Here is a 25562-nt window from a genome sequence, read left to right on the forward strand (position 1 = left end):
AAAACCTTAAAACTGATTTAGATATTTATTATCATCACTTTGTCTAATAATGATTTTTCCATCTAAAGAGCTAGAAGCTGATGATGATTTTGCGTGTTTTTTACGATATTCATCATAGTTAAAGTTTTTGATTTTATTAGCTGTTGCTACTTGTTTAGGATCCCACTTAAGAACAATCCCATAAACTGTATTTTTTGTACTTGGTAATTGGTAACGCCATTTTTTTACTGTTTTAAGACCAACAATATCTAGATTTGCTTTAGTTTTATAGTAAGTCGATAAAGTTTTCTCAATATCTGTAGCATCTATTCTACGTGTTTGCTCTGTTTTAGTATTTTTTGCTAATGTGCTAGAAATATCTTCAGACATTGTTAATGCCTCTTTTGTCGACATTTGTCCTGCTATCAAAGTAACAAGATTTGCCCTTGCCATAATAGCAGCTTGCTTATATCCATAATTACCTGATGATACACCTTGAATATTAGGGCCATTATATGAGCCTTGACCATAAGATAAAATATATGGCTTATTATCTTTACCAAAGCCCACTCTAATACCATAATCTCCCATCATATCCTCACCAGTTTTATCTTTATATAAAGCTGATGGTGACTCACCGCCCTTACCAACTATTACTGGCTCGTTACCATGTTTAATATCTTCGAACATTCCTTTGATTTTCGCTGAGTAAATAACAACCACGCCAATTGCTGCGTTACCATTTTTCTCAACAACAAAAGTCTTGATAGGGAGTAAGCCAGATAAGTTCCCAAAACCTGTTGTTAAACTTTTTATTGTCATTTGTTGACTTAAAAGAGCTTTTTTCTTTTCTGAAACTGATGTGAAACTATTTGGATCTAAACCTTGTTTTTTAAGTTGTTTATTTAATTTTGCTTCTTCAAGAGCTTTTTTCTTGGCATCAATAGCTGCTTGAGTACCCTCTTTAGGTTTATCTGAATCAGTATTTATCTCGTTTGCCCCTGTACCTTGAGTACTATCAACGCTAAAACTCTTATCAACTTTAGTATTTGCAGAAATAAATGATATATAATCAGCTTGGGCTTTTATTAGAGCTTTTTCAAAAGCCATTTGTGCACTATCAACATAGTTTGAATTTGTTTGATTTACAGATGCTACTCCAATAGCTGAGCCAACATACTCATACTTATCTCTTAAATCATCTTGATCTATGTAGCCTTCCATCATATCACTTAGGATTTGTTCAGCAGATCTACTATCAACATCAGCATTTTCTGCAACAAATGGCGCTGAATTAGCAGAAATCCCATTATTTAGAGTAGTTATATCTGTGCTCATATCAGCTTTTGATTGCTGTTGCGTTGGAGAATTTTTAGCTAAAGAAACTTTTTGTGATGATCCTGAACTCGACACATTAGTCTTTTGAGCATTAGAATCTTCAGCAAATAAAGGGCTAACTATTAATGATGAAGCTATTAATGAAGCTATAATTTTCTTTTTCATATAAATTTCTCCTATTATTCAAAAACTACCAACCAAACATAGATCTAGTTTGAGATTTAAGAATTTGTTTTTCACCTTGCCATACAATTAAGTTTGTCTTTAAATCTAACATTTTCAAAGTAGCTAAGAAGTATTTTGATCTTCTATCTTTATCAACACTTACATTATTAATATCTTGGATACTGCCATACACCATGTATCTAGCCCCAATGTTATGGCCAATTCTTGTTGCAGTACTTTGATCAACCATACCACTATTTGCTTGATAACCTAATTGTTCACGGATATTTTTAATTTGAGTCATATCTGTAACCTGGAACAATCCAGAATTTACAATTTGAGTTTGCACAGTATTAGATAGCATTGTTGTATTAATATGCTCATTTGTTTCATTACGGATATTACTAAAGAATAAAGTAGGTGTATCCATCGCTGTAATCTTCTTAACCCCACGTGAGTTAAGCATATTATCGGCCATCTTTTTAGTAATTGCTTGCAAATCAGTAGAGCTAAAATCTATTGATGTTGTATCTATACTATCAGGATCCTCATATGCCACTTTCGTACTACATGAATTAAGTGTAAATAATGTACCTGCACAGGCGATAGCTATTAAAAAATTTTTTTTCATATAATTTTATTAAAAATTACTTATACTGCGATTATAACAAAAATTATTAGTAATGTTATTTATTATGAACAATAAAGATTCTGTATATTTAAAAATTTTTAAATGAAATAAGGATTATATTAATGTAGAGCTTTTTTAGATATAAAAAGCTATTTTACTACTTATGTATTTAAGATGATTGACTTACTTTATTAGTTGCTGCTTTAGTAGATGTATCTTGTTTATCTGAACTAAACATATCTTTTCTTCTATCTACACGGCGCTCTAATCTATTTTTTCTTAATGGTGATATAAACTCGCGAGATGTTCTAACATTTCCTTTTTGCGCTGCACTAGTAGCATCATTTACTTTAGCTGTTTGAGCTACTGCTGTATTACTATTTGCTGTAGCTGGTGCTTGATTACTAGTATCTGCAAAAGATACTCCACATATTAATACTGATGCTAAACTTGCTGCTGTTAGTTTTTTTAAAATACTCATGATTTTTCTCCTTTTAACTATTCTCTAAATTCAACCTTCATTTTTTAATTGTTTTTTTTTAATTATTATTATTGTTAAATTTCAACAACAACAATAATAATACTATGATTTTTATAAATATACAAAATAGTTTATAAAATATTCAAATAAGTACATTTCAAAAAAATATTATTTAGAACTCAAAATTAATGATGTATCACTAAAATTATAAAAAGTAGAATGTCATTTTCAGGCTTGACTACAGAGTGCTGATTTAATACCTATTACCTTTTACTCATAAGACTAGAGTATTATTAAATTAATAGCATTAAAGAATACTTTTAAAACCATATTTTTGACTAAAACTCCAAAAGCCTTTAATTAATTAGTTTGATTAGAATCTATTTAGTTATTTTATTATTGGTTGGCTCATTACATATAAACAAACAGAGCCAACCTTCTTGGTAGAGTATCTTTGAAAATTATTACTTATATATTTTTCTATAGATTCATATGAATCATTGACATTATCAAAAATTCCTTTTGAATTAAACTTATTAGCAATTTTTACAGCTAGTTTTGAATCATACTCATTAATTATAGTTGAGCCAAAAGCTACCCCATTAGGTTTAAGCATTTTTGCAATATTTTTAAAAACAACTTCTTTATTACCATTATCCGGTAAACAATGAATCAAGTAATTACAAGAGATAGAGTCAAAACTAGCCACAAACTTCTCATCAATATCTTCTAAAATATCAATCTGATATGTCGAAACATCTTTACCTTGAAGAAAGTTCTTAACATATTCAAGACAATCTAAGTTTAGATCCATTAATGCTACTTTTTTTAGCTTATAACTTAGCTTTTTTAAATAATACCCAGAGCCTACACCTATATCAAGATGATTTTCTGAAACATTTTCACTATATTGTTTCAATAGTTTTACTGTCTTACACTTCCAAACAAAAGTATTATTAAAAAACAGTACAACAAAATTATACAATTTCAAAGTAATCTTAGTGTAGACCCTTTGACCTGCATGAGTAGATTTATTCATTTTTTACCAAAACATATTTGAACGCATAGGTTTAATAGCAAAGATTACTATTAATATTACATATACATACCATGGAACCAGTATTAATATAGGGATTAAAACTGTAAGCATACACGCAAAAAAGAACATACTAAAAAATAGTAACACCTGATACGATGGCTTATTTGTTTTAAGGTACATTCTAGCTTTTTCAATATATGATCCTTCAAATGAGAATAAATGGATCACTATTGGAAATGCTGCTACCAAAAACATCAACAAATAGAATATCCAGCTAATCGAAGTTAACTCTAGATAATTAGTTGCTATCAATAAACCAACCAATAAATAAACAATCTTAACTAATGCTATATCAACAAGAGTGAAGTGCTGTAATTTCTCTGATAAGAACTCTTCTTCATACATAACTATCCCCTTAAAGTTATTGTGGTTTACCCAACATTAATAATAACTTATTTTGTCATTTTTTTAAAATCAACTAGGGAATATCTTTTTAAAATTCAACTTTGAATATTTATATTTGCTAATTGATTTGCAGGAATTTCTTTTTCAACAGTTTTAACATTGCCATTTCCATCTTGTGTTTTTTTAATAACCTTTGCTGTCTTACCATTAGAATTGATAGTAATTGAGCTGAACTCTTTAAATACTTTAGGTTTACCCTTTACAACGGTTGAACCTGACTGATTTGCTAATTGAGCAACATTATTATCAATATTAGATACGACACTATTAAAATGTTGGTCTAACATTTGTTGTTGCTTTTGGAAGTCAGCTAGCATATTAGCAACCGGATCATCCTGGCTTGTCACAGATGTTTTAAATTTAGGCTTCTGTTTAACCCAACCTACTTGACCACTCTCATTATTTACAATCTCCACCCAACCCTTTTTAAAAAAGATTGCTTGAAACTTAGGATCTTGATCGTCAACCTGACCTAACTTTTGCGCTTTCTCATCTGATTTAGCATACATTGTGTAGCTTTTAGCATAAACACTAGAAACTATAATTAAACCTAATATTGTCACTAAGACTTTTTTCATTTTGACCTCCAGTTTTTCAACGTACTAGTTTATACATAAAATATTTAATAATTTAAATAGATTCTATAGCTATTTTTTCAAGATACTACGCCATTAATTGGTTATAATTAATTAAATATATTTAAAACAATCTTACAGCATGAGTAATAAATTTAAAGTTTTAGTTGCAGATGATGACAAGCAAATTGGTCAATTTATCAAGACAAATTTTGAAAAAAACAATATAGAAACTACTCTTGCTTTCGATGGTAAAGAGGCTTTATTTTTAATAAATACAAACAACTACGATATAATAATTATAGATTGGATGATGCCATACCTTGATGGTATATCACTACTTAAAATACTACGTAAGCAAAATATTGAAACACCTATTATCATACTAAGTGCCCTAGATAGCACTGAAAATAAAATTGAAGGCCTAAAATCTGGTAGTGACGATTATCTTACAAAGCCTTTTTCTATTGATGAATTGCTTATTAGAGTTAATATTCTTTACAATAGAACTAAGCAAATTACTCAGGCAAAAACTCATAAGCTAACCTGTGGCGACATTGAACTAGATGAACTTGCCCATGAAGTCAACAGAAATGGTCAACCTATAGTTCTACAGCAACGAGAATATAAAGTTTTACACCTTTTACTAAAACATAAGAATGAAGTAATAAGTAAGTCTATGATTCTTAAAGAAGTATGGGATTATGATTTTGACCCACAAACAAATGTCGTAGAAGTACATATTTCTAGACTACGCACTAAGCTCACTGAAGATGGACTAAATGACCCAATAAAAACAGTTCGAGGTTTTGGATATGTCATCCAGGAATAAACTAAATGACACTATTCAACGTAGGTACATAATCAGCTCAAGCTTTAAAATGGCTATGCTTTTTACAATATTGCTTGGATTAAGTATAGCATCTTGGATTTATATAATTCTGTCATCATTAGGAGATAGAATTATTGAACATATTATACCATTAACCATTGGAGTAACAGGTGCTGTTTGTGTTGTAATTATTAGTTACCTTATAAGTGTCTTTGTGGTAAAAAAAATAAATCATATTGCAAGTTCGGCAGCATCGATTGTAAATACCCAAGATTTTAGCCAAAGGATAAAGTCTGACACTAATTGGGATGACCTTAGTAACTTAGCAAATATTTTAAATATCCTTTTTGGTAATATTGAGGATTTACTTATTGATATAAAAAGCGTCTCAAATAATATTGCACATGATCTAAAAACCCCATTAACAAGGCTTAAAAACAGGTTAGAAAATCTAGCTCAATCTAATCCTAATGAAGATACATTAGAGGCTCTAGCTGAGTGTAATAAACTTCTAGATATTTTTAACAGTCTACTCAGGCTAAATCGCTTAGAACATGGGCGTGAAAATTTATCGAAAAGACGTATAGATATTAAAAATATTATCAATGATGCTATTGAACTTTATGAACCAATGTTTGAACAAAAAAACATACTTTTAGAAATAAGTATTGAAGCTAGAAATATAAATGTTGATAAAAATCTAATTTTCCAAAGCATTACAAATATTCTTGATAACTGCTACAAGTACTCTGAGCAAAATACTAAAGTTAAAATAATAAGTAAAATTGAAAACTCTAAATATAAAATTGAAATTATTGATCAAGGTATTGGTATAAATGATAAAAATGCTAATAAGATTTTTGATAGATTCTTCCGTGAAGAAAAAAGTCGTACTCATACAGGTAATGGCTTAGGTTTATCATTAGTAAAAAAAATAATTCAACTCCATGATGGTAATATCACTGCTCAAAATAATATTCCAAATGGTTTGAAGATAACTATCCTTCTGCCATTACATTAACAATTTTTAACTATGTTTTTGTAACTTTTAAAACTAAGCTATTACTAACAACACATCTATAAGATAATCAAAATAGTATGGAAAAAATAGCTGTAATAGGAAGTGGGATATCAGGACTAGCTCTAAGTTATCTACTAAAAGACAAATATGAAGTTACACTATATGAGAAAAACAACTACTTTGGTGGCCATGCTCGTACTTTAGAAGTTAATAATGTTTCTGTAGATACAGGATTTATAGTTTTTAATTACCATACATATTATCACCTATCTAGACTTTTTAAGCATTTAGATATTCCTGTTGCAGAAAGCAATATGTCATTTGGAGTATCTATTAAAAATGGTACTTTTGAATATGGATCAAGTAGCTTTAAAAGCTTATTTGCTCAGAAATCAAATTTACTAAAGCTAAGCTACTACAAAATGATAAAAGATATCCTCAAGTTTAATAAGATATCTAATGGACATCTAAATAACGGAACTCTAAATGAAAATATTACCTTAGCAGAGTATTTAGATGAAATTAAAGTAGGGAAATGTTTTAGAGAATATTATCTATTAGCTATGGGTGCATGTATTTGGAGCACTCCTCTTGAGAAGATGTATGAGTTCCCCGCCCTTAGCTTTATTAGATTTTTTAGTAATCATGGTTTACTCACAACTACTAAGCCAGTTCAATGGTATACTGTAAAAGGCGGTAGTAAAGCTTATGTTAATAAAATTATCAAAGAACTAGAAAATGCTAATGTGAAGTTTGCGCCAATGGCAAGAGTAGTTTCAAGATCAAATAAAATCTCCATAACAGACAATCAAAGTAATATTAATGAGTTTGATAAAGTTGTATTTGCTTGTCATTCGAATGAAGTTCTAGAGCTACTTGATGATCCAAATCAAAATGAGAAAGAGCTAATCTCTGCAATTAAATATCAACCTAATACAGTTATATTACATACAGATTATACTATTATGCCAAAACGCAAAACTGCTTGGTCAAGTTGGAATTATCTAAGTGCTGAAACAAAAGATGAACGTAACGCTGTATCTCTAAGCTATTGGATGAATAATCTACAACCATTGGATACAAGTACAAACTACTTTGTAACCGTAAACCCAGACCAAAAACCAGATCAAAAGAAAATCATTAATGAACATGTTTTTGAGCACCCAGTTTTTGACAAAAAAGCAATACAAGCTCAACAGCAAATTGATAAAATACAAGGTGTAAATAATACCTACTTCTGTGGTGCATATTTAAGATATGGCTTCCATGAAGATGGTATACTTAGTGCAGTAAATGTTGCAGCAAAATTAGGAATTGGTACTCCATGGTAAAGGATTTTGTTTTAAGCTCGAAAGTCTACCATAAAAGACATCTCCCCAAACAAAACTCTTTTAGATATAGGTCTTACTATATAGTTCTAGACATGCTTAATCTAAACAGCGAAAAACCAAAAATTTTTAGTTTAAATAAACCAAATTTTTATAGCTTTTATGATAAAGACCATGGCTATCGAGATGGCTCAAACTGCCTAAGATGGGCTACTAATTTACTTGAGCAAAATAACCTAGAGTATGACAATATTAAACTTATGACTATGCCACGAATTCTTGGCTATCTTTTTAATCCCGTAAGCTTTTGGCTTTGTTACAATCAAAATAAACTTATAGCTGTAATTGCTGAAGTAAATAATACCTTTAAAGAAACTCATAGCTATATTTGTCATAAATCTGGTCAAGAGATTACAAATAAATGTTGGTTTGAAGCAGAAAAAGATTTTCATGTATCGCCCTTTTACCCTCGTAAAGGTTCTTATAAGTTCAACTTCTCATTAAATCTAGAAAATAATGCTAAAAACCAAATCATTATTAACTACTATGATGATAACCAATTACAACTTGGTACAGCTATAACAGCACAAGCAAAACCGTTAACTAGTACAAATCTAATCAAAGAGTTTTTTAGATCTCCATTATTAACTTTAAAAGTTATCTACTTGATCCATTGGCAGGCTCTAAAGATTGTATTTAAACGCATTAAATATATTCCAAATCCTGAGCAAAAAGATATTAAAGTAAGTCTTGCTAAACCACTTAAAACTTCATGTAATATGTAAATATTCGTATTCCTTTTTTGATAAAACATTTATTAACAAAATTTAATTTTGCAGCAATATTACCACAATATTTTTTTGGTAATATTTAGATAAGTTATAAAACTGGTATCTGCAAAATGTTTGAAAAGTTAGTAAAGAAAAATCTCCTTGAATCACTAAATAAAATAGAATATGGTGAGCTACATTTGACCACTCCCGAAGGTGATACAATATTTACACAAGGGGCTAAACCAGGGCCAACAGCAGATCTTAAACTTAAAGACTGGCGTACAGTTGTAAATTTAAAGCTAAAAGCTGATATTGGTTTTGCAGCTGACTATCGTGATGGCTACTGGGAAACTTCAGATCTAAAATCACTAATTTTACTAGGTTTAGAAAATGAGCAAGCTTTTGGACAATATATGGAACCAAATATACTTTTCAAAATACTCCAAAAACTTGGTTACTTAACTAAACGCAACAACATCAAACAAAGCAAAAAAAACATCCATGCACATTATGATCTAGGTAATGAGTTTTATATGTTATGGTTAGATAAAACTATGACCTACTCTTCTGCTTTATATAAAAATAATGATGAAACACTAGAGCAAGCACAAATAAATAAGTATCAAAATATTATCGATAAATTTGATAAAAAAGATGGCTCAATTATTGAAATCGGTTGTGGTTGGGGTGGCTTTGCCGAGACTGCTTTAAATAATGGCGACTTTTCTGTCAAAGGTATCACCTTATCTCAAGAGCAACATGACTACGCTAAAGATCGCTTAACTGGTAAAAATGTCGAGATAGTTATCGAAGATTATCGTATTCAAGAAGGTCAATATGACTACCTAGTATCTATTGAGATGATCGAAGCAGTTGGTAGAGAATACTGGAGCACATACTTTTCAAAACTTAAATCACTAATAAAACAAGATGGTAAAATCATTATCCAAAGTATAGTTATTGATGACAAACTTTTTGCTGACTATGCAAAAGGTACGGATATGATTAGAACTTTTATATTTCCTGGTGGATTCTTACCATCTATAGAACAAATAAATCTTGAACTAGATAAAGTAGGACTTAAGTGTGTCAACAAAGAGTTTTTTGGTAAAGATTATGCTAAAACTTTAGATGAATGGGATAAAAGTTTTATCAATGTGGAACAAGATCTAATCAAACTTGGTTTTGATAAACGCTTCCAAAGAATGTGGCGTTTTTACCTAAACTCATGTAGTGCAGCATTTACACATGGTCGTATTGATGTTGCCCAACTGGAGATAGTCCATGCTTAGGAAACTACTAATAATAGTATTTATCAGTCTTCCACTTCTAGCTACTGCTAAACCTTTGACTTTAACACAGGTAAAAAAACAAGAGTCTCATCAAGTTGGTAAGATACATTTTACAAAATGGTTTTTTAGTATATATGATGCGACCCTTTTTACCCAAAATGGTACTTTTAACTGGAGTAAACCTTTTTTACTAAAAATTCATTATCTAAGAAATATTAGTGGACAAACTATTGCTAAACACACAGTACAGCAAATCTATGAACAGCATCCCATGGACGTTAATGATAACTCTAGAGAATATAGTAAAGTATTTAATAGGCTAATTCCTAATGTTAAAAAAGGTTCTAACCTCTACGGCTACATGAATAAAGATGGCAATGGTTATCTATACTCAGACTCAGGATTAGTTGGTGAAATACCTTCTAAAAAACTATCTAAATATTTCTTTGAAATATGGCTAAGTGATAGATCATCAAACATTAAGCTTTCGAAGAAACTAAGGGGATTATTATGAAGAGATTAATATACAAAATAGGAGTAATTATTATGGCATTAGGACTTTTTGGATGTTCTGCCGATATTTCTAGCTACAAAGGTGAAGGTCCAAAGCTAGACTTACAAAAATACCTACAAGGTAAAATAGTCGGTACTGGAATTATTCAAGATTATAAAGGTAAAGTTATTAAGAAATTTGATTTCTCTGGTACTGCTAGCTGGGATGGTGATACTGGTACATTTGATGAAAATATGGTTTATTACAACGGTGAAAAAGATCATAGAATTTGGAAAATCAAAAAAATATCTGATAACTACTATGAGGGAACAACTGGAGATGTTATTGGCAAAGCTAAAATTCATGTCGAAGGTAATGCTATGAACTGGCAATATCAAATGAATATTCCAGTTGGTGATAAGAAATATAAAATCAGTTTTGATGACTGGATGTATCTAATGCATGATGGAGTATTAATAAACAAAAATACTTTCAAAAAATTTGGTATAACTGTTGGATCACTAACACTATTTATGCATAAAGAAAATACTGGAGAGTAGTATGCAAAAATTTGCAAATAAAACCATATGGATAATAGGTGCTACAGATGGCATAGGCAAAGCACTTTTGCAAAAGTTAGATGACTCTATACAAGCTAACTTTATAATATCTTCTCGCTCTGAAGAAAAGCTTCAAGATATTGCTGACCAGCTAAAAAATAAAGCTGAAATAATAAATTTTGATGTCGCTAACTTCTCAGAGTTTGAGAAAGCTGTTAAACCTGCTCTATCCTATAATCCAGATTTTATAATTTACCTACCAGCTTTCTATGAGCCATCTTTGATTAGTGATATTGCTATTTCAAATCTAGATAAGACAATACAGACAAATCTTACTGCCGTATTTTATCTAATTAGATTTGTACTACCGTATCTAAAGAACAATCCTAAATGTCAGTTAGCTATTACAGCAAGTGTCGCAGGCTATATAGGGTTACCAAGATCACAACCTTATGCAGCAAGTAAGGCTGGTGTTATCAATTTAGTTGAAAGCTTAAAGGCAGAAAATCCTGATTTAGATATCCGTTTAATTAACCCTAGCTTTGTAAAAACTAAGCTAACGGATAAGAATAATTTTAAAATGCCTGCTCTACTTGAGCCACAACAAGCAGCAGATAGTATTATCAAAGGTTTACAATCTAATAAATTTGAAGTTCATTTTACAAAAAAATTCACTATAATTCTAAAACTAATTGCAGCATTACCTTACAAACTATACTTCAAAATTGCAAAAAAAATGATCTAACATGGAGAGCTTATGCAACAACAGTCAAATAAATTCACAATAATAGCTTTTAGCACAATGCACTTAGCATGCTTAGCAATATTTTTTGTGAATTATAATATTACGGCTCTTTTAGTATTTCTTATAACCTTTAGTATAAGAACATTTGCCCTTACTGCTGGGTATCACCGCTATTTCTCTCACAAGGCTTTTCAAACATCACGAGTATTTCAGTTTATATTAGCTTTAGTAGGTACATGGGCTTCACAAAAAGGTCCTCTTTGGTGGTCAGGACACCATAGATATCATCATATCCACTCAGATAAAGAAACAGACATGCACTCTCCTAAAAATGGTGTTTTTCAAGCCCATGTAGGCTGGGTCTTTGAAGCAAGAAGTGATGATGTTGACCCTAAATTTATCAAAGACTGGGTTAAGTACCCTGAAATAGTCTGGCTTGATAAATATGCTCATGAATCTTTTGCATTATATTTAGTTGGACTTTTTATATTAGGTAGTTGTATTAGTTATTTCTATCCGACTCTTGAAACTTCTGGACTTGCTTTTGTATTTTGGGGTGGTATATTAAGTACAGTACTACTTTATCACACCACTTTTAGTGTAAATTCAATTTGCCATATTTTTGGATCTAGAGATTACCAAACTACAGACAATAGTCGCAATAATTGGTTAGTTGCGCTAATAACATTTGGTGAAGGTTGGCATAATAATCATCACAAATTTGCCTATTCAATAAGAAATAATCTTAAGTTCTGGCAGATAGATATAACATATATAATTTTATGTGTACTTAAAAAGTTTAGAATTGTTTGGAATTTCAAACAGCCTAAAAAAACTATCTAAGTTCATATAATAAGTTTTAATTTATAAAAATTAAGAATGCTTTGAGTAAAACTCTTTCCAGGTATCTATCAAAGCCTTGTAAGATTTACCTGTAACCTTTCTACATAAGTCTCTTGTATTGTGGCAGCCTGATTCTGTAGTATCACCTGATTCAAGACGGTTAACTTCAATCTGTAGCAAATGAAAATTTCTACGGTTAACTGCAAACTTTAAAGAAAATAAGAATCCTATTACAATAAGTACTAAAGGAACTAATATAAATACCCAATGTAAATAAAATAAAGTCTCTACTGATTGAACCGATGCATTTTTCTTATATCCAATCACTGTCAACAAAAGTCCAATTCCTGGTAAAATAAGCACACCTTGAGAAAACTTTCTAGCAAATGACATTGCACCAGCATATATTCCAGTTCTTCTCTTACAACTCATCAAAGTATCAACTTCTGTAACAAAGCTAAGCATCGTCATCGGCATTACATAACATGCTGATAAACCTAAACCAATCAAGCCAAAATGAAGACTTACTGTAAATGGAGAAGCATTCTCAGGAGTTAAGTTTACTAATGCAACTACAGCCAAGAACCAAATACATGCTCCTATCCTATAAGCTGTTGCCTTACTATATCTACTTGCAATAAATATATACACTGGCAAAACTATTAACTGAACAATCCACATTGAGCTAACATACGACATAAGCTCAGGTTTATTCAAATAAACATTTATGTAATAGGCAGAAAAGCTCATAAGTATATCTAAACCAGCAAATGCAAATAGATATAGTCCCAAATGATAACGGAATGTTTTATTTTTAATCGCCGAGAAAAAGCTAATAAATCCACTTAATGGCACCATAAACCATCTTAGGCTTTTCTCTTTATAGTTATTTTTCGGTGGAATCTCACTTGTACCTAGAAATACTATGACCCAAACACTTGAATAAAGTATTGCAAATACAGTAGCCATAACCACATAAGCTTTAGCACTATATGAAAAACTAACTAAAAGCAAAGGCGCTATGGCTGTAGATAATATCGCTGAAAACTGAGATGATCCCATTCTAAAAGCTGATAAATATACCCTCTCCTTATAGTCATGACTCATATCAGCAGCTAAAGAGGCATAAGGTGTATCAAGTATTGAGTATATAAAGTCAAATACACAATACATCACCAAATAATATATAAACACATGAGATTCATTAGAATGATCTGCATTAACATGCATAGGGGTCATCCATAAAGGAATAAATGTAAATAATATAGGAATAAACCCAATCAGAAAAAATATTCTTCTACGCCCAAAACGTGAGCGAATTCTATCTGAGAGATTCCCGACAATAGGATCTACGATCGCTAGCCAAAAACGCCCTAAACCAAATATAAGACCCGCTAACCACGGAGATAAACCAACATTATTTGTTAAAAATATTAAAAAGAAAGTCCCTATAAGAGTAAAAGCGCCTCCTCCGAAGACATCACCCAAACCATAGGCAAAATAATTACGTAATTTCAATTTCATTAATCATGTACTCCAGAATTATTCATTAGAAATATAAGTTATAAAACTTACTCTTACTTATTGAGATATAGATGCACAAATCTTTCTTTCACCTTCATAAGGCTGGCGAGAATGTAAAACTGTATTGTTATTAATCCATAACACATCGCCTTTATGCCATTTAAATGCAACCGCATCTTTTTCAGCTGCTTCTACTAATCTTTGCATAACTTTAGAATCTAAATATTCACCATCTCCTGTTACTACAGACTTTTCACCAGAGTTTCTAGCATCATTCCAACCTGTATAAACAGCTATCATTGAATTAAAAAATGTCTTTTGTTGTGTTTGCTCATCAAATCTAACTGCTGGTAAAACTGCAGTAATTGTTTTTAAATTATCATTTTCTAACCATTCCCATTCTGTACCAAGCTCTTTCATTACTTTTTCAGCTTCTTCTTTAGTCTCACATTGAAAGGTTTCTTTCCATGATCTTCCAATAGCTGATTTAGCATCTGTCTCAGGAGGCATCACACGAACATATCTAACACCTTTGTTCTCTATCATCTTTGCATACTCAGGATCTATTTCAATAAAACTTTTATAAAGTAGGTTTGATTGTACGATTGGTGTAGCCCCGCCTTTTTCTGCAGCAATATGGCAATAGAAAAAAATATTTTTAGGCGGGTTTGGAGTCTGTGCCATTTCATGATGAAATGGTATACTTTCACTAGATGGCGACTCATTAGCTGTTAATACTCTACCACTTGTCATTTTATTACGTGGTGCAGCACCTCCTACATATCCCATACGAGGAAACTCAGCTATATCTAGCATTTCTTCAAAAGTCTGTGGCTCACCTACCGGAAAGTTTCTAAATAATACGGCATCATGATTTAATAACAAGTCTTTTAGTGAGTCTTTATTTTCTTTTATCCAGCCTAAAAACTCTTCGCTAGAAGTTACCTGTCCATCATTCTTTAAGACATACGGAAAAGGTTTGCCATTAGTAGTTCTTTGCTCTTGTATATGCTCATTTTTAAATACCATAATTAAACTTCCTTTAATGTAAATAAAACAACTATTTAATCTAAATTATCACTTAGTAATTTGTTAAGGAAGGATTTTTTATTGTAAATTAGTATTTTTTTTTATAAGATTTTCTTAATCAAATATGTTTCCACTTCTAAAAAATTAAGGAAAAATTATGTTAAGACACAATTTTGCTCTAGGTTTTTGGCGCCTAGATGATGCTAAGCTTTCACAACAACAAACTATTGAACTAGTTGAAAAAGCTCTAGATTTAGGTATCACAACAATGGACCATGCTGATATTTATGGCGAATATAAATGTGAAAAGCTTTTTGGTGATGCTCTGCAGAACCACTCTCACCTACGTGATAAGATGCAAATAGTAAGTAAGTGTGGTATAAAATTTGAATGTGATTTTACACCAAATAATAAAGTTAAGCACTATGATTTATCTCCTGCAAGCATTATAGAATCTGCTGAAAATTCTCTAAGAAATCTTCGTACTGATTATTTAGATTTATTGCTTGTACATAGACCTAGCCCTCTTATGAATGCTGAAGCAATTGCTGAGACTTTTGAAACACTGCGTAAAGAAGGCAAAGTAAAAGAATTTGGAGTTTCAAACTTTACTCCTTCACAATTTAACTTATTAAATAGCTATATCCCGCTAAAAACAAACCAAGTTGAGATATCAGTACTACATACAGATACTTTTTATGATGGTACTCTAGATCAACTACAACAACACAAGGTTCGTCCTATGGCATGGTCGCCTTTAGCTGGTGGAAAAATTTTTAATCCAGAAACAGCTAAAGAAAAAGAGCTTGTTGCATTTATGCAAACTCTAGTTGCTAAATACAATGTAAATAGCATTGATCAAATTGCTATGGCATGGCTACTTAAGCATCCTACTAAACCTCAAGTAATTATAGGTAGCCAAAATATCTCAAGATTAGAAAACACTGTAAAATCTCAGGAAATAGATTTAGATATTCAAGATTGGTTTAAGATTTTAGAAATATCAAATGGACATGAAGCCCCTTAAGCTTTGCTTACTTCTTTTTTACTAGAATTATTCTTTTTTCTACGTCTAGCTCTCTTCTTTTTAACCTTTTTATCTTTCTTTGGTTTTCTAGCAGCTGGTCTCTTAGTAGAGCTAGCATCAAAAGGCTTACTAGTACGAGGATCATATAATTCAAAATCAATATGTATCCTATCTAAGTCAACCCTAACAACTCTTACTGTTATATCTTGACCGATTTTATAAACCTTATGAGTCCTTTTGCCTATAAGTATATCTTTTGTTTCATCATAGATATAATAATCCCCAGGAATAGCTGAGACATGTATTAGACCTTCTATATACATATCTTTTAGCTCAGCAAAAAGGCCTAAACCATTGACATGTTTAATTTGAGCTTCCAAAATATGGCCAATGTAATCTTGCATAAAGTAACATTTCAGCCAATTTTCCACCTGCTTAGAAGCTCCATCAGCATTGCGTTCTTGCTGTGAGGCATTATCACAGATATTAGCTAGCTCCGAAGCTTTATAGTCTGCACCACCATGCTTGTATTCATTAATGATTGATTTAATAATTCTATGCACTACCAAATCAGGATACCTTCTAATTGGTGAAGTAAAGTGAGTATATTCACTATATGCTAAACCAAAGTGTCCATCATTGTTTATACTATATACTGCTTGATTCATACTTCGCAAAGTCATCATTTGAATATCATCATAATCAGCACGATCTTTTATACTTTCAAGCATCTCAGATAAAGCTTTTGGCGTAACCTTACCATCTTTACCATAAGCTAAATGTATACCATGCCTTGATAGATATTTTTTTAAAGTTTCCATACGATCTTCTTTAGGTTCGCTATGGACTCTAAATGGTGAAGTCTTTTTATGCTTAATCATAAATTTAGCGGCTGCGACATTTGCTACAAGCATACATTCTTCAATCAACCTATGAGCATCATTTCGGTGTCTTGGTACAATTGATTCTATATGATTGTGCTCGTCTAATATAATCTGTGTTTCAACAGTATCAAAATCTATCGCACCTCTTATTTCCCTAGCACCATGCAATACTTTAAATAACTCATATAGATCAAAGAGATTAGGTACTAATTTAGGAGTCTTTTCAACGATAGTGTTCTGTTTCTTATCTAAAAGCTTAGCAACTTCTGTATAAGTAAGTCTTGCTTTTGAGTTAATAACAGCTGAATAAAAATTATACCTTGATAATTTACCTTGTTTACTAATATTCATTTCACAAACCAGTGAATATCTATCCTCTTCTGGTCTTAGTGAACATAACCCATTAGAGAGTTTCTCAGGCAACATAGGTATAACATACCCGGGAAAATAAACTGAAGTTGAGCGACGTTTTGCATCTAAATCTAATGCTGAATCTTTTGCAACATAGTTAGATACATCAGCAATTGCAACATATAACTTCCAGCTACCACTTTTAGTCTTATGCGCATATACTGCATCATCAAAATCCTTAGCATCTTCACCATCTATAGTTACAAAATGCTTGTCACGTAGATCAATTCTACTACCAACAGATACAGCTTCAGAGATATCATCTAGGTATCTAAGTGCCTTTTTGCTCCATTGTTCAACTAAATCATACTTCTGCGTAGCCATCATCATCGCCTCTTTGACAGGCGATACAGCTTCAACTTCTTGTTTAAACTTAGCAACCGCGCAACTATTTACACTTGGTTGAACTACTATTTCTGCTTCTATTAATGAGTTATGTTCAATCTTCTCTTTTGGCGGAAGAAGAACAATATCATTAGTTATATTTTTACTTATTGGTTTTAGAAAGTGGCAATCAAAACTCTTATAATAATACCCAGTGACAGTCTTTTGAGCTCTTGAAACAATAGTTTTTATTTCAGCCTCAACTCTGCCTCTTTTATTAACACCTAAAACTTTAGCTGTAACCTCATCACCAACCATTACTAATTTTGATTGATGTGATAAAATGCTAACTTTAGTATTTAAAGTATTACTAAATAATTCTAAACGAGAATCTCTATCAGATGTAACTTTTGAAATTATATAAATAGGAACCATCTCTGGCAGGCTATAGTATGACTTATCTTTCTCTAACTGCTCATCTCTAACCATCGCTCCAAGACGATTAACTAACCCATCAAATAAACTTTTCTTAAAAATTTCTAATGCTGTTGCTATATTTTCGATACTCACAGGTAGTTTAGTATCTTTTATATAATTTAATATAACCTCTCTACTTGGTATTGGGTTATCGTATTTTTGTGCTTCTAGATCCCTATTTGGATCATTTTGTATGCTATATTTACTCACTTATTAATATATCCTGATCAAAAAATTTTTTACTTATTAATTTACCTTTCTCAAATTCAGCTATAGCAACAAACTTTCCATCATCATATATTCTAACTGTTTTATCTAAGTTTGGTTTATCTGCTAAGAGCCCTCTTTTATATAAATCATCCTTCTCTTTTTCTTCAAGAGAATATATCGGCTTATCAACAAACACACTCTCTATATTAGCTATACTAGCAATTTTTTCTTCAAAGTTTAAATCTTTTAGTTGCTCAAGGGTAAATGCTTGATCTAAATCAAAAGGACCGCTTTGTGTTCTTTGTAAAGCTATCAAATGACCTCCACAACCTAATTGTTTGCCAATATCTATAGCTAAACTCCTGATATAGGTTCCTTTAGAGCATTTAACTCGTACTCTTATGGTGGTTTCAGAGAAACTTAGCAGTTCTAATTCATATATTTTTATACTACGTGGTTTTATCTCAACTTTTTTACCTTCTCTAGCAAGTTTATACAATGGTTGGCCATTATATTTAAGGGCTGAATACATTGGAGGTACTTGAGAGATTTCACCACGAAATTGTCCTAACACATTATCAATCAAAGATTCTGTTAAGGTTGGTATACTATGATTTTCAGCGATCACTTTACCTTCAGCATCACCACTATCAGTCTCAATACCTAACTTAATAGTTGCAATATATTCTTTATCCGCATCAAGCAAATATTGAGCTATCTTAGTTGCTCTACCAAAACATATAGGTAAAACTCCTGTCGCCATAGGATCTAATGTACCTGTATGACCAGCTTTTTGTGCATTAAATAAATATTTTAGTTGTTGAAGAACTTTATTTGAACTAATATCTTTAGATTTATCGACTACTATTACACCGTTTAGATTTAATCTATTTTTTTTCATGTAAGCCTTGCTTTGCTAATATTTCTATCATTTTCCCAGCAGCTTGTTGCTCTGCCTTTCTACGTGATGTCCCCTGAGCCACCACATCAATATTTAACTCCCTTGAACTCGCCTTAACAGTAAAAACCTGCTCATGATCTTTACCTTCTATAGTCTCAATACTATATTCAGGCAGACTTAGAGAGTTTTGTAAGAGAATTTCTTGAAGCTTTGATTTGTTATCTTTTATTTTAACACTATCTATATTGATATTTGCCACTATATCTTTATACCAACTAAGCACAACTTTCTTAACAGTTGCAAAATCACTATCTAGATAAATAGCTCCAATTATAGCTTCAAAGATATCTTCAAGTATCTTTTCTCTTTTTTGTCCACCTTGTTCACTTGCACCTAAGATAACATATTCATCTATCTTAAATTGCAGAGCTAATTGAGCTAATGTTGCTCCTTTAACAAGCTTTGATCTTATTTGAGACAGCTTACCCTCTGCCATATCTGGAAACTTAAGGTATAGCTCTTCTGCTATCACAAAGCCAAGTATTGAATCACCTAAGAATTCTAACCTTTCATAATTTTTCTTTGTTTTGCTACGATGAGTCAAAGCTCTTAATAAAAGTGTTTGATCTTTAAACTTATAACCAAGAATATTGTAAAATCTAGAGTATTCAGGAGCCATTTTATCTAAAAGACCTTTCCGATTTGATCCCAACGAACTTTTTTATCTATTTTATTCCAGCTCATCCATACTAGCTTAGCCTTACCAACCAAATCTTGCTCTGGAACAAATCCCCAGTAACGACTATCTTCACTATTATCACGGTTATCACCCATAACAAAGTAATGCCCTGCAGGAACTTTTAAATTTTCAAAATCATTTCCTTTAACAGATTCTACCCAATCAACCTTATGTTTAACACCATCTAAATCTTCAGTGCAAACGGTATCACCAGCCCCATTTGACATAGATTGGTTATAGTAATTTGTAACATCTTTATCACAACCACTATATTTAAGCTTGTGACCATTTATTGTCAACATCTTATCTTTGTAAGATATTACATCGCCAGGAAGTCCTACTACTCTTTTGACAAAATCAACATTTGGATTCACAGGAAAATGAAATACGACAATATCTCCACGTTTAGGCTCGCCCATATTTATTAGGGTATCATTAGAAAATGGCGCTCTTATACCATATGCTGTTTTATTCACAAAAATAAAATCGCCCACAGGTAAGGTTGGCGTCATTGACGCTGTTGGAATTAGAAAATTTCCAATAAAAAATGTCCTAACAAAAAATACTATAATAAAAACACTAAATAGTGATCTTGCCTGATCCGCTATAAATGGTGCTTTTAAATCATTATCTTTATAGAACTGTCTTTTTTGTTTTTTATTAAGTCCATCTAAATGATCTTTATAAGGAGCTAATCGAGATTTTTGAAAAAAGAAATAATCTATAGCATAGATTAAACCACTAGCTATAGTTAAAAATAACAACCAAAATGTGAAACCTAAGTCTAAGAAATAATTAAATAACTCCATAAGATTACTTAATTACTTTATCCTTTTGTACAAAATAGCCAACCCCTCTTATTGTTTGAATAAAGCCTGGGATGTTTAGCTTCTTTCTTAAATTATGCATATGTACTTCCAAAGTATTTGTATCCATTTCCTTATCTGTTGCATAAACTTCTTCTAAAAGCTGTGTTTTTGGTACTACTCGACCAGCATTTTGCACTAAGATAGTCAAAAGTGCTAGCTCTTTTTTCGATACGGAAATGATAACACCATCTTTAGTAACTGTTTCTGAACTAGGATTAAAGCTATAATCGCCGAACTTAATCTCTTCAGTAATTTTCTTACCAGTTCTCTTGTCAATCCTACGAGAAACAGCTTTAATTCTAGCTATTAACTCTTTAAGCTCAAATGGTTTCGTCAAGTAATCATCAGCACCCAAATCTAAACCCTTGATTCTATCTTCTAAACCATCTCTAGCCGTTAGTAAAAGAATAGGCACTTTTACTCCCCTATTTCTTATATTTCTAAGGACTTCTAAGCCTGTTTTAATTGGTAAACCAATATCTAATACTACTAAATCATAAAGACCAGACTCTATAAAAGTTTGAGCCGCCTCGCCATCAGAAACCAAATTAACGATAAAACCTTCCTTTTGTAATGCCTCTAGCAATCCTTCTCCAAGATTTAGATCATCTTCCGCCAATAATAATCTCATAGTTCTTATATACCTTTATATTTTATTAAAAATCAATCATATTTAGGCAGTACACCTATCATTATAAGTATACCGCACAAGGTAACTAAAGCAAATGTTTATTTACGTTTGAAATAGTTATAACTACTGACATTATCTTAGAAAATAGCTTAGTAAAATTATAAGCTTTTACTAAATTCTTGAGTTAACTCTTTTGCTCTATTCATATTTGCTTTCACTGCTTTATCTACAATACCGCCAAGATCAAAACTTTCAAAAGTCTTTAAAGCCTCAAATGTTATACCATTTTTTGATGTGACATTTTTTCTTAATGTTGCAATATCTTCATCACTATTTAAAGCCATTTGTGCTGCCCCTAAACATGTTTGAGCAACTAGCTTCTCAGCTTGAGATTTTGCCAAACCTTCTTTTACTGCAGAATTAATCATATGCTCCATAAACTGAAAATAATATGCAGGCCCAGAACTAGCCACTGCAGCGATAATATCAATTTCGCTTTCATCACCAACAACTGTTACTACGCCCATAGTTTTCATAATATCAATAATTAAATTTTTATCTGTATCTTTTACATTATTATTAAAGTATATCCCAGTAGCCCCAAAGCCTAAGCTACTTGGTGTATTTGGAATACTTCGAACAAATGCTATTGTTTTATTAAAAAGCTTTTCATATGCACTAGTTTCTATACCTGCGGCAACTGTAACTATTATTTGTTTAGTAGTAACTAAATCTCTAATCTCCTTAATAAGCTCAACCATTCCTTGTGGTTTAATTGCTAATATCAATATATCTGCTTGTTTAACTGTTTCAACCAAAGAATCTGATGTAGCAATAGAATGTTTTTTATTTAAGCTCTCACGTTTCTTATCATTTCTATCAAAAACAATAATATCACTAGCATTATAGCCATGTGCTACCATCCCAGCAATCATCGCTGATGCCATATTTCCACCACCAATAAAACATATTTTCATAACAACCTCTTATTATTTTTACTTTAATTTCCTTAAATCACTTAAAGAATAACATTTACAACAAATATTGCTAATATATATACAATTGCTAATATATATACAATTGCTAATATATACAAATGAATAAAACTATCTGAGCTTATCAATATGAAAGAAATAGTTCTTGCATCAAGCAATAAAGGAAAAATAAAAGAATTTACAGAAATATTTGCAAAAATAAATGTAAAAATAATACCTCAAACTGAATTTAATGTCCCAGATGCAGATGAAACTGGTCTTAGCTTTATTGAAAATGCTATTTTAAAAGCTCGTAACTGCTCTGAACATACTGGCTTACCTGCAATAGCAGATGACTCAGGACTAGAAGTTTTCTCCCTAAATGGAGAGCCTGGTATATATTCGGCAAGATACTCTGGAGAGCATGGTAACGACAAGGCTAATATCGACAAACTTTTGGCTAAAATTAATCATACTTCATGTAAAAGTGCTAGGTTTGTCTGTGCCTTAGCTTATGTGAAACATCCACTAGACCCAACCCCTGTTACTACTCTAGGATTTCTTAATGGAGAAATCTCTGATATGCCAAGAGGTGAGCATGGATTTGGTTATGATCCAATTTTTACATTACCTGAGCTAAATAAGACTTTAGCTGAGATTTCTCTTGAGCACAAAAATAAAATAAGCCACAGAGCTATCGCTCTTAAAAACATCCTTAAGGTATTAAGCTAAATTTAATCACATATCAGATTATCTAAATCTTAGATTATATGTTAAAATACTTTGACATGTAGGTGCTATCAATAATAAAGCTTTAGGTTGGAATGTGAAACATTTAAAAACTTTTATTTATTTTACTCTATCTCATATATATTCTAGCCTTTTTACTATTTTCATACCTGCTATATACCTAAAGAAGCTACGTCGCAGCCTAAAAAACCCTAATTATAGAAAAAGATGGTCTGAAAGGTTTGGCCAAACCAAGATACGTCTTAAAGATTGTATCTGGTTACATTCAGTATCAGTTGGTGAAACAGTTTCTGCAGAACCTTTAGTCAAAAAGCTACTCGAAAACTATCCTGATGATAATTTTGTAATCACTACGACAACACCAACAGGTAGTGATGTTGTTGAACGATTATATTCAAATTATAAAAATGTTCATCATCTTTATATCCCATATGACATACTACCATTTATAAATAGTTTTTTTACAAAACTAAATCCAAAAATCTTCATCATAATCGAGACTGAGATATGGCCAAATATATTAAATAAATGCTTTGCCGAAAATATCCCTGTAGTAATAACTAATGCAAGACTATCAAAAAGATCTATGCGCAATTATACAAAACTACCTTTTGCTAAAGAATTTTTATTTAGTAAAATCTCTCTTGTTAATGCTCAAACAGAAAAAGATGCTAAAAGATATCATTCTTTAGGTATTCCTAAAGATAAAATATCATTAACAGGAAATTTAAAATACAACCTTATCACTCCTGAAAATTTACAAGAAAAAATGTCCGACTTGAAGGCGAGTTTGGGAAATAGAACTGTTTGGATTGCTGGTAGCACACACCAAGGTGAAGAAGAAGAGATACTTAAAGCTCATAGAGAGATTTTAAAAACATACCCTGAATGCTTATTAATTATAGTCCCTAGACATAAAGAAAGGTTTCTAAGAATTGAAAAACTTATAAATGATGAATCTTTTTCATATCAAAAAAGAAGTTTATCAAAAAATAAAATACTAAGTAATACCCAAGTATATCTTGGTGATACAATGGGCGAACTTTTAGATCTCTACTATATTTCTAATATCGCTTTTGTCGGAGGTAGCTTGATAGATAATGGTGGTCACAATTTACTTGAGCCAGCTGCACTAGCAAAACCTATAATTAGTGGAGCAAGCTTATTTAACTTTAGTAAAATATCTAAAGAGTTAACAGATAACCATGCATTAATAAAAGTGAAAGACAATAAAGATCTATCTAAGAATATACTAAAAATCCTAAATGATAACGCTCTTAGAGTTAAAATGTCTTCAGGATCACTAAAAACCTTTAGAAAACATAGTGATGTTCTAGATAAGCAATATGATAATATTATAAAATTCTTATGAAAACCAAAAATATCTTAATAGACTTCAACAACTTTGCTGAAAATATTTTTAGAAGCATCTTATGTCCGTCAAGTACATTACTAGAGGCTATGAAATATAGCTTTTTTAGTGGTGGCAAAAGAGTAAGAGCCCAATTTGTTTATGCCATAGGTGAGATATTTAATATAGATATAAACAATTGTCATAGAATTGCCTTCGCTATAGAAGCAATTCACACATATTCATTAATTCACGATGATTTGCCTGCTATGGATGATGACAATATACGCAGAGGTAAACCAACATGTCATATCAAGTTTAATGAAGCTACAGCAATTTTAGCTGGAGATGCGCTTCAAGCTTTAGCTTTTGAGATAATTCAAGATATTGAAGTAAACAATATTGCACAACTAAAAAATATCACCAAGATCTTTAGCAGATGTAGTGGTTCAGCTGGCATGGTATCAGGCCAGCAACTTGATATTGAAGGTGAAAATAAACAGCTACAATTAGATTCTCTAGAAGTTGTTCATATAAATAAAACAGCAAAAATGTTTACAGCAAGCATACTTTTGCCTTACTTAACATTAGACAACCACTGCTCTAGCACAAAAACTTCTTTAATTAAGCTTTCAGAATTAATAGGTTTGTGCTTTCAAATTAAAGATGATATTTTAGATGTTACAAAGACATCTGATGAATTAGGTAAAACTAGTGCTAAAGATATTTTTTCTAATAAGTCAACATATGTTTCCTTAATGGGGTTAGATGAGGCTAATAATTATCTCAGTAGCAAAAAAAGACAAATTGACGATATATTAAATATTTTAAAGAAAGAAAACTTGAACCTTGCAACGCTTGAAAAGCTGATTAATCTAGTTATTAATAGAAACTATTAATT

27 protein-coding genes are annotated in these 25562 nt (G+C 31.3%); 13 read left to right on the plus strand and 14 right to left on the minus strand.

Annotated elements, in window-relative coordinates:
- Positions 1–6 precede the first annotated feature (6 nt).
- From F3D62_RS02065 to F3D62_RS02090, 6 genes are all read right to left on the minus strand, one after another.
- The gene (locus tag F3D62_RS02065) at positions 7–1482 is read right to left on the minus strand and encodes a DUF6844 domain-containing protein (protein WP_150466598.1); all 1476 of its coding nucleotides are present in this window, start codon (positions 1480–1482) and stop codon (positions 7–9) included.
- Between the two features lie 25 nt (positions 1483–1507).
- Entirely contained in the window at positions 1508–2113 is a 606-nt protein-coding gene (gene lpoB / locus F3D62_RS02070; protein WP_150466599.1) for a penicillin-binding protein activator LpoB, read from the minus strand.
- Positions 2114–2282: 169 nt separating this feature from the next.
- Entirely contained in the window at positions 2283–2594 is a 312-nt protein-coding gene (locus F3D62_RS02075; RefSeq protein WP_150466600.1) for a hypothetical protein, read from the minus strand.
- A 388-nt stretch (positions 2595–2982) separates the two neighbouring features.
- On the minus strand, positions 2983–3633 hold the full coding sequence (locus F3D62_RS02080) for a methyltransferase domain-containing protein (RefSeq protein ID WP_150466601.1): 651 nt from the start codon (positions 3631–3633) through the stop codon (positions 2983–2985).
- Between the two features lie 3 nt (positions 3634–3636).
- Positions 3637–4038, minus strand: coding sequence for a hypothetical protein (locus F3D62_RS02085; protein ID WP_150466602.1), 402 nt, complete (start codon positions 4036–4038; stop codon positions 3637–3639).
- A gap of 95 nt (positions 4039–4133) precedes the next feature.
- A complete protein-coding gene (locus tag F3D62_RS02090; protein ID WP_150466603.1) occupies positions 4134–4676 on the minus strand; it encodes a hypothetical protein in 543 nt (180 codons plus the stop codon).
- A 139-nt stretch (positions 4677–4815) separates the two neighbouring features.
- On the opposite strand from F3D62_RS02090, the gene F3D62_RS02095 reads away from it, so the two are divergent.
- From F3D62_RS02095 to F3D62_RS02135, 9 genes are all read left to right on the plus strand, one after another.
- On the plus strand, positions 4816–5505 hold the full coding sequence (locus F3D62_RS02095; RefSeq protein ID WP_150466604.1) for a response regulator transcription factor: 690 nt from the start codon (positions 4816–4818) through the stop codon (positions 5503–5505).
- On the plus strand, positions 5489–6526 hold the full coding sequence (locus F3D62_RS02100) for a sensor histidine kinase (RefSeq protein WP_150466605.1): 1038 nt from the start codon (positions 5489–5491) through the stop codon (positions 6524–6526). The genes F3D62_RS02095 and F3D62_RS02100 overlap by 17 nt, the downstream gene beginning before the upstream one ends.
- Before the next feature lie 77 nt (positions 6527–6603).
- Positions 6604–7857 carry an NAD(P)/FAD-dependent oxidoreductase gene (locus F3D62_RS02105; protein ID WP_150466606.1) on the plus strand — a complete coding sequence of 418 codons (1254 nt, stop codon included), beginning with the start codon at positions 6604–6606 and terminating at the stop codon, positions 7855–7857.
- A complete protein-coding gene (locus F3D62_RS02110) occupies positions 7851–8639 on the plus strand; it encodes a DUF1365 domain-containing protein (RefSeq protein ID WP_150466607.1) in 789 nt (262 codons plus the stop codon). Before F3D62_RS02105 ends, F3D62_RS02110 begins: the two co-directional genes overlap by 7 nt.
- A 116-nt stretch (positions 8640–8755) precedes the next feature.
- Positions 8756–9919 (plus strand): SAM-dependent methyltransferase, encoded by a 1164-nt coding sequence (locus F3D62_RS02115; RefSeq protein WP_150466608.1) that lies wholly within the window; start codon positions 8756–8758, stop codon positions 9917–9919.
- Positions 9912–10433, plus strand: a complete 522-nt coding sequence (locus F3D62_RS02120; RefSeq protein WP_150466609.1) for a chalcone isomerase family protein — start codon at positions 9912–9914, stop codon at positions 10431–10433. The genes F3D62_RS02115 and F3D62_RS02120 overlap by 8 nt, the downstream gene beginning before the upstream one ends.
- The gene (locus tag F3D62_RS02125; RefSeq protein ID WP_150466610.1) at positions 10430–10972 is read left to right on the plus strand and encodes a DUF3833 domain-containing protein; all 543 of its coding nucleotides are present in this window, start codon (positions 10430–10432) and stop codon (positions 10970–10972) included. Before F3D62_RS02120 ends, F3D62_RS02125 begins: the two co-directional genes overlap by 4 nt.
- A gap of 1 nt (position 10973) precedes the next feature.
- Positions 10974–11717 (plus strand): SDR family NAD(P)-dependent oxidoreductase, encoded by a 744-nt coding sequence (locus F3D62_RS02130; protein WP_150466611.1) that lies wholly within the window; start codon positions 10974–10976, stop codon positions 11715–11717.
- A gap of 12 nt (positions 11718–11729) precedes the next feature.
- Positions 11730–12560, plus strand: coding sequence for an acyl-CoA desaturase (locus tag F3D62_RS02135; protein ID WP_150466612.1), 831 nt, complete (start codon positions 11730–11732; stop codon positions 12558–12560).
- Positions 12561–12590: 30 nt separating this feature from the next.
- On the opposite strand, the gene F3D62_RS02140 is transcribed toward F3D62_RS02135, so the two are convergent.
- Complete coding sequence (locus tag F3D62_RS02140; RefSeq protein WP_150466613.1) at positions 12591–14084, minus strand: MFS transporter; 1494 nt, start codon at positions 14082–14084, stop codon at positions 12591–12593.
- Positions 14085–14141: 57 nt separating this feature from the next.
- Positions 14142–15113 carry a TauD/TfdA family dioxygenase gene (locus tag F3D62_RS02145; RefSeq protein WP_150466614.1) on the minus strand — a complete coding sequence of 324 codons (972 nt, stop codon included), beginning with the start codon at positions 15111–15113 and terminating at the stop codon, positions 14142–14144.
- Positions 15114–15270: 157 nt separating this feature from the next.
- On the opposite strand from F3D62_RS02145, the gene F3D62_RS02150 reads away from it, so the two are divergent.
- Positions 15271–16140: an aldo/keto reductase family oxidoreductase gene (locus F3D62_RS02150; RefSeq protein WP_150466615.1), complete on the plus strand. Its 870-nt coding sequence runs from the start codon at positions 15271–15273 to the stop codon at positions 16138–16140.
- Here the strand turns inward: F3D62_RS02150 and rnr are convergent.
- From rnr to proC, 6 genes are all read right to left on the minus strand, one after another.
- Complete coding sequence (rnr, locus tag F3D62_RS02155; RefSeq protein ID WP_150466616.1) at positions 16137–18446, minus strand: ribonuclease R; 2310 nt, start codon at positions 18444–18446, stop codon at positions 16137–16139. The two genes, F3D62_RS02150 and rnr, sit on opposite strands and share 4 nt — an antisense overlap.
- Positions 18439–19347: a tRNA pseudouridine(55) synthase TruB gene (gene truB / locus F3D62_RS02160; protein WP_150466617.1), complete on the minus strand. Its 909-nt coding sequence runs from the start codon at positions 19345–19347 to the stop codon at positions 18439–18441. Before truB ends, rnr begins: the two co-directional genes overlap by 8 nt.
- The gene (rnc, locus tag F3D62_RS02165) at positions 19334–20026 is read right to left on the minus strand and encodes a ribonuclease III (RefSeq protein ID WP_150466618.1); all 693 of its coding nucleotides are present in this window, start codon (positions 20024–20026) and stop codon (positions 19334–19336) included. The genes truB and rnc overlap by 14 nt, the downstream gene beginning before the upstream one ends.
- Positions 20027–20031: 5 nt before the next feature.
- On the minus strand, positions 20032–20895 hold the full coding sequence (gene lepB, locus F3D62_RS02170) for a signal peptidase I (protein ID WP_150466619.1): 864 nt from the start codon (positions 20893–20895) through the stop codon (positions 20032–20034).
- A 4-nt stretch (positions 20896–20899) separates the two neighbouring features.
- Positions 20900–21586, minus strand: coding sequence for a response regulator transcription factor (locus F3D62_RS02175; protein ID WP_150466620.1), 687 nt, complete (start codon positions 21584–21586; stop codon positions 20900–20902).
- Between the two features lie 158 nt (positions 21587–21744).
- Positions 21745–22563 carry a pyrroline-5-carboxylate reductase gene (proC, locus tag F3D62_RS02180; protein ID WP_150466621.1) on the minus strand — a complete coding sequence of 273 codons (819 nt, stop codon included), beginning with the start codon at positions 22561–22563 and terminating at the stop codon, positions 21745–21747.
- A 147-nt stretch (positions 22564–22710) separates the two neighbouring features.
- Here proC and rdgB point away from each other — a divergent pair, with 147 nt between their 5' ends.
- The 3 genes from rdgB (at position 22711) to F3D62_RS02195 (ending at position 25560) form a co-directional block, all read left to right on the plus strand.
- Positions 22711–23292: an RdgB/HAM1 family non-canonical purine NTP pyrophosphatase gene (rdgB, locus tag F3D62_RS02185; protein ID WP_150466622.1), complete on the plus strand. Its 582-nt coding sequence runs from the start codon at positions 22711–22713 to the stop codon at positions 23290–23292.
- A gap of 94 nt (positions 23293–23386) precedes the next feature.
- Positions 23387–24682, plus strand: coding sequence for a lipid IV(A) 3-deoxy-D-manno-octulosonic acid transferase (gene waaA / locus F3D62_RS02190; RefSeq protein ID WP_150466623.1), 1296 nt, complete (start codon positions 23387–23389; stop codon positions 24680–24682).
- Complete coding sequence (locus tag F3D62_RS02195; protein ID WP_150466624.1) at positions 24679–25560, plus strand: polyprenyl synthetase family protein; 882 nt, start codon at positions 24679–24681, stop codon at positions 25558–25560. The genes waaA and F3D62_RS02195 overlap by 4 nt, the downstream gene beginning before the upstream one ends.
- Positions 25561–25562: the final 2 nt, after the last annotated feature.

It is taken from the genome of Francisella sp. SYW-9 (genome assembly GCF_008711465.1).
In the GTDB taxonomy this organism is placed as follows: Bacteria; Pseudomonadota; Gammaproteobacteria; order Francisellales; family Francisellaceae; genus Francisella.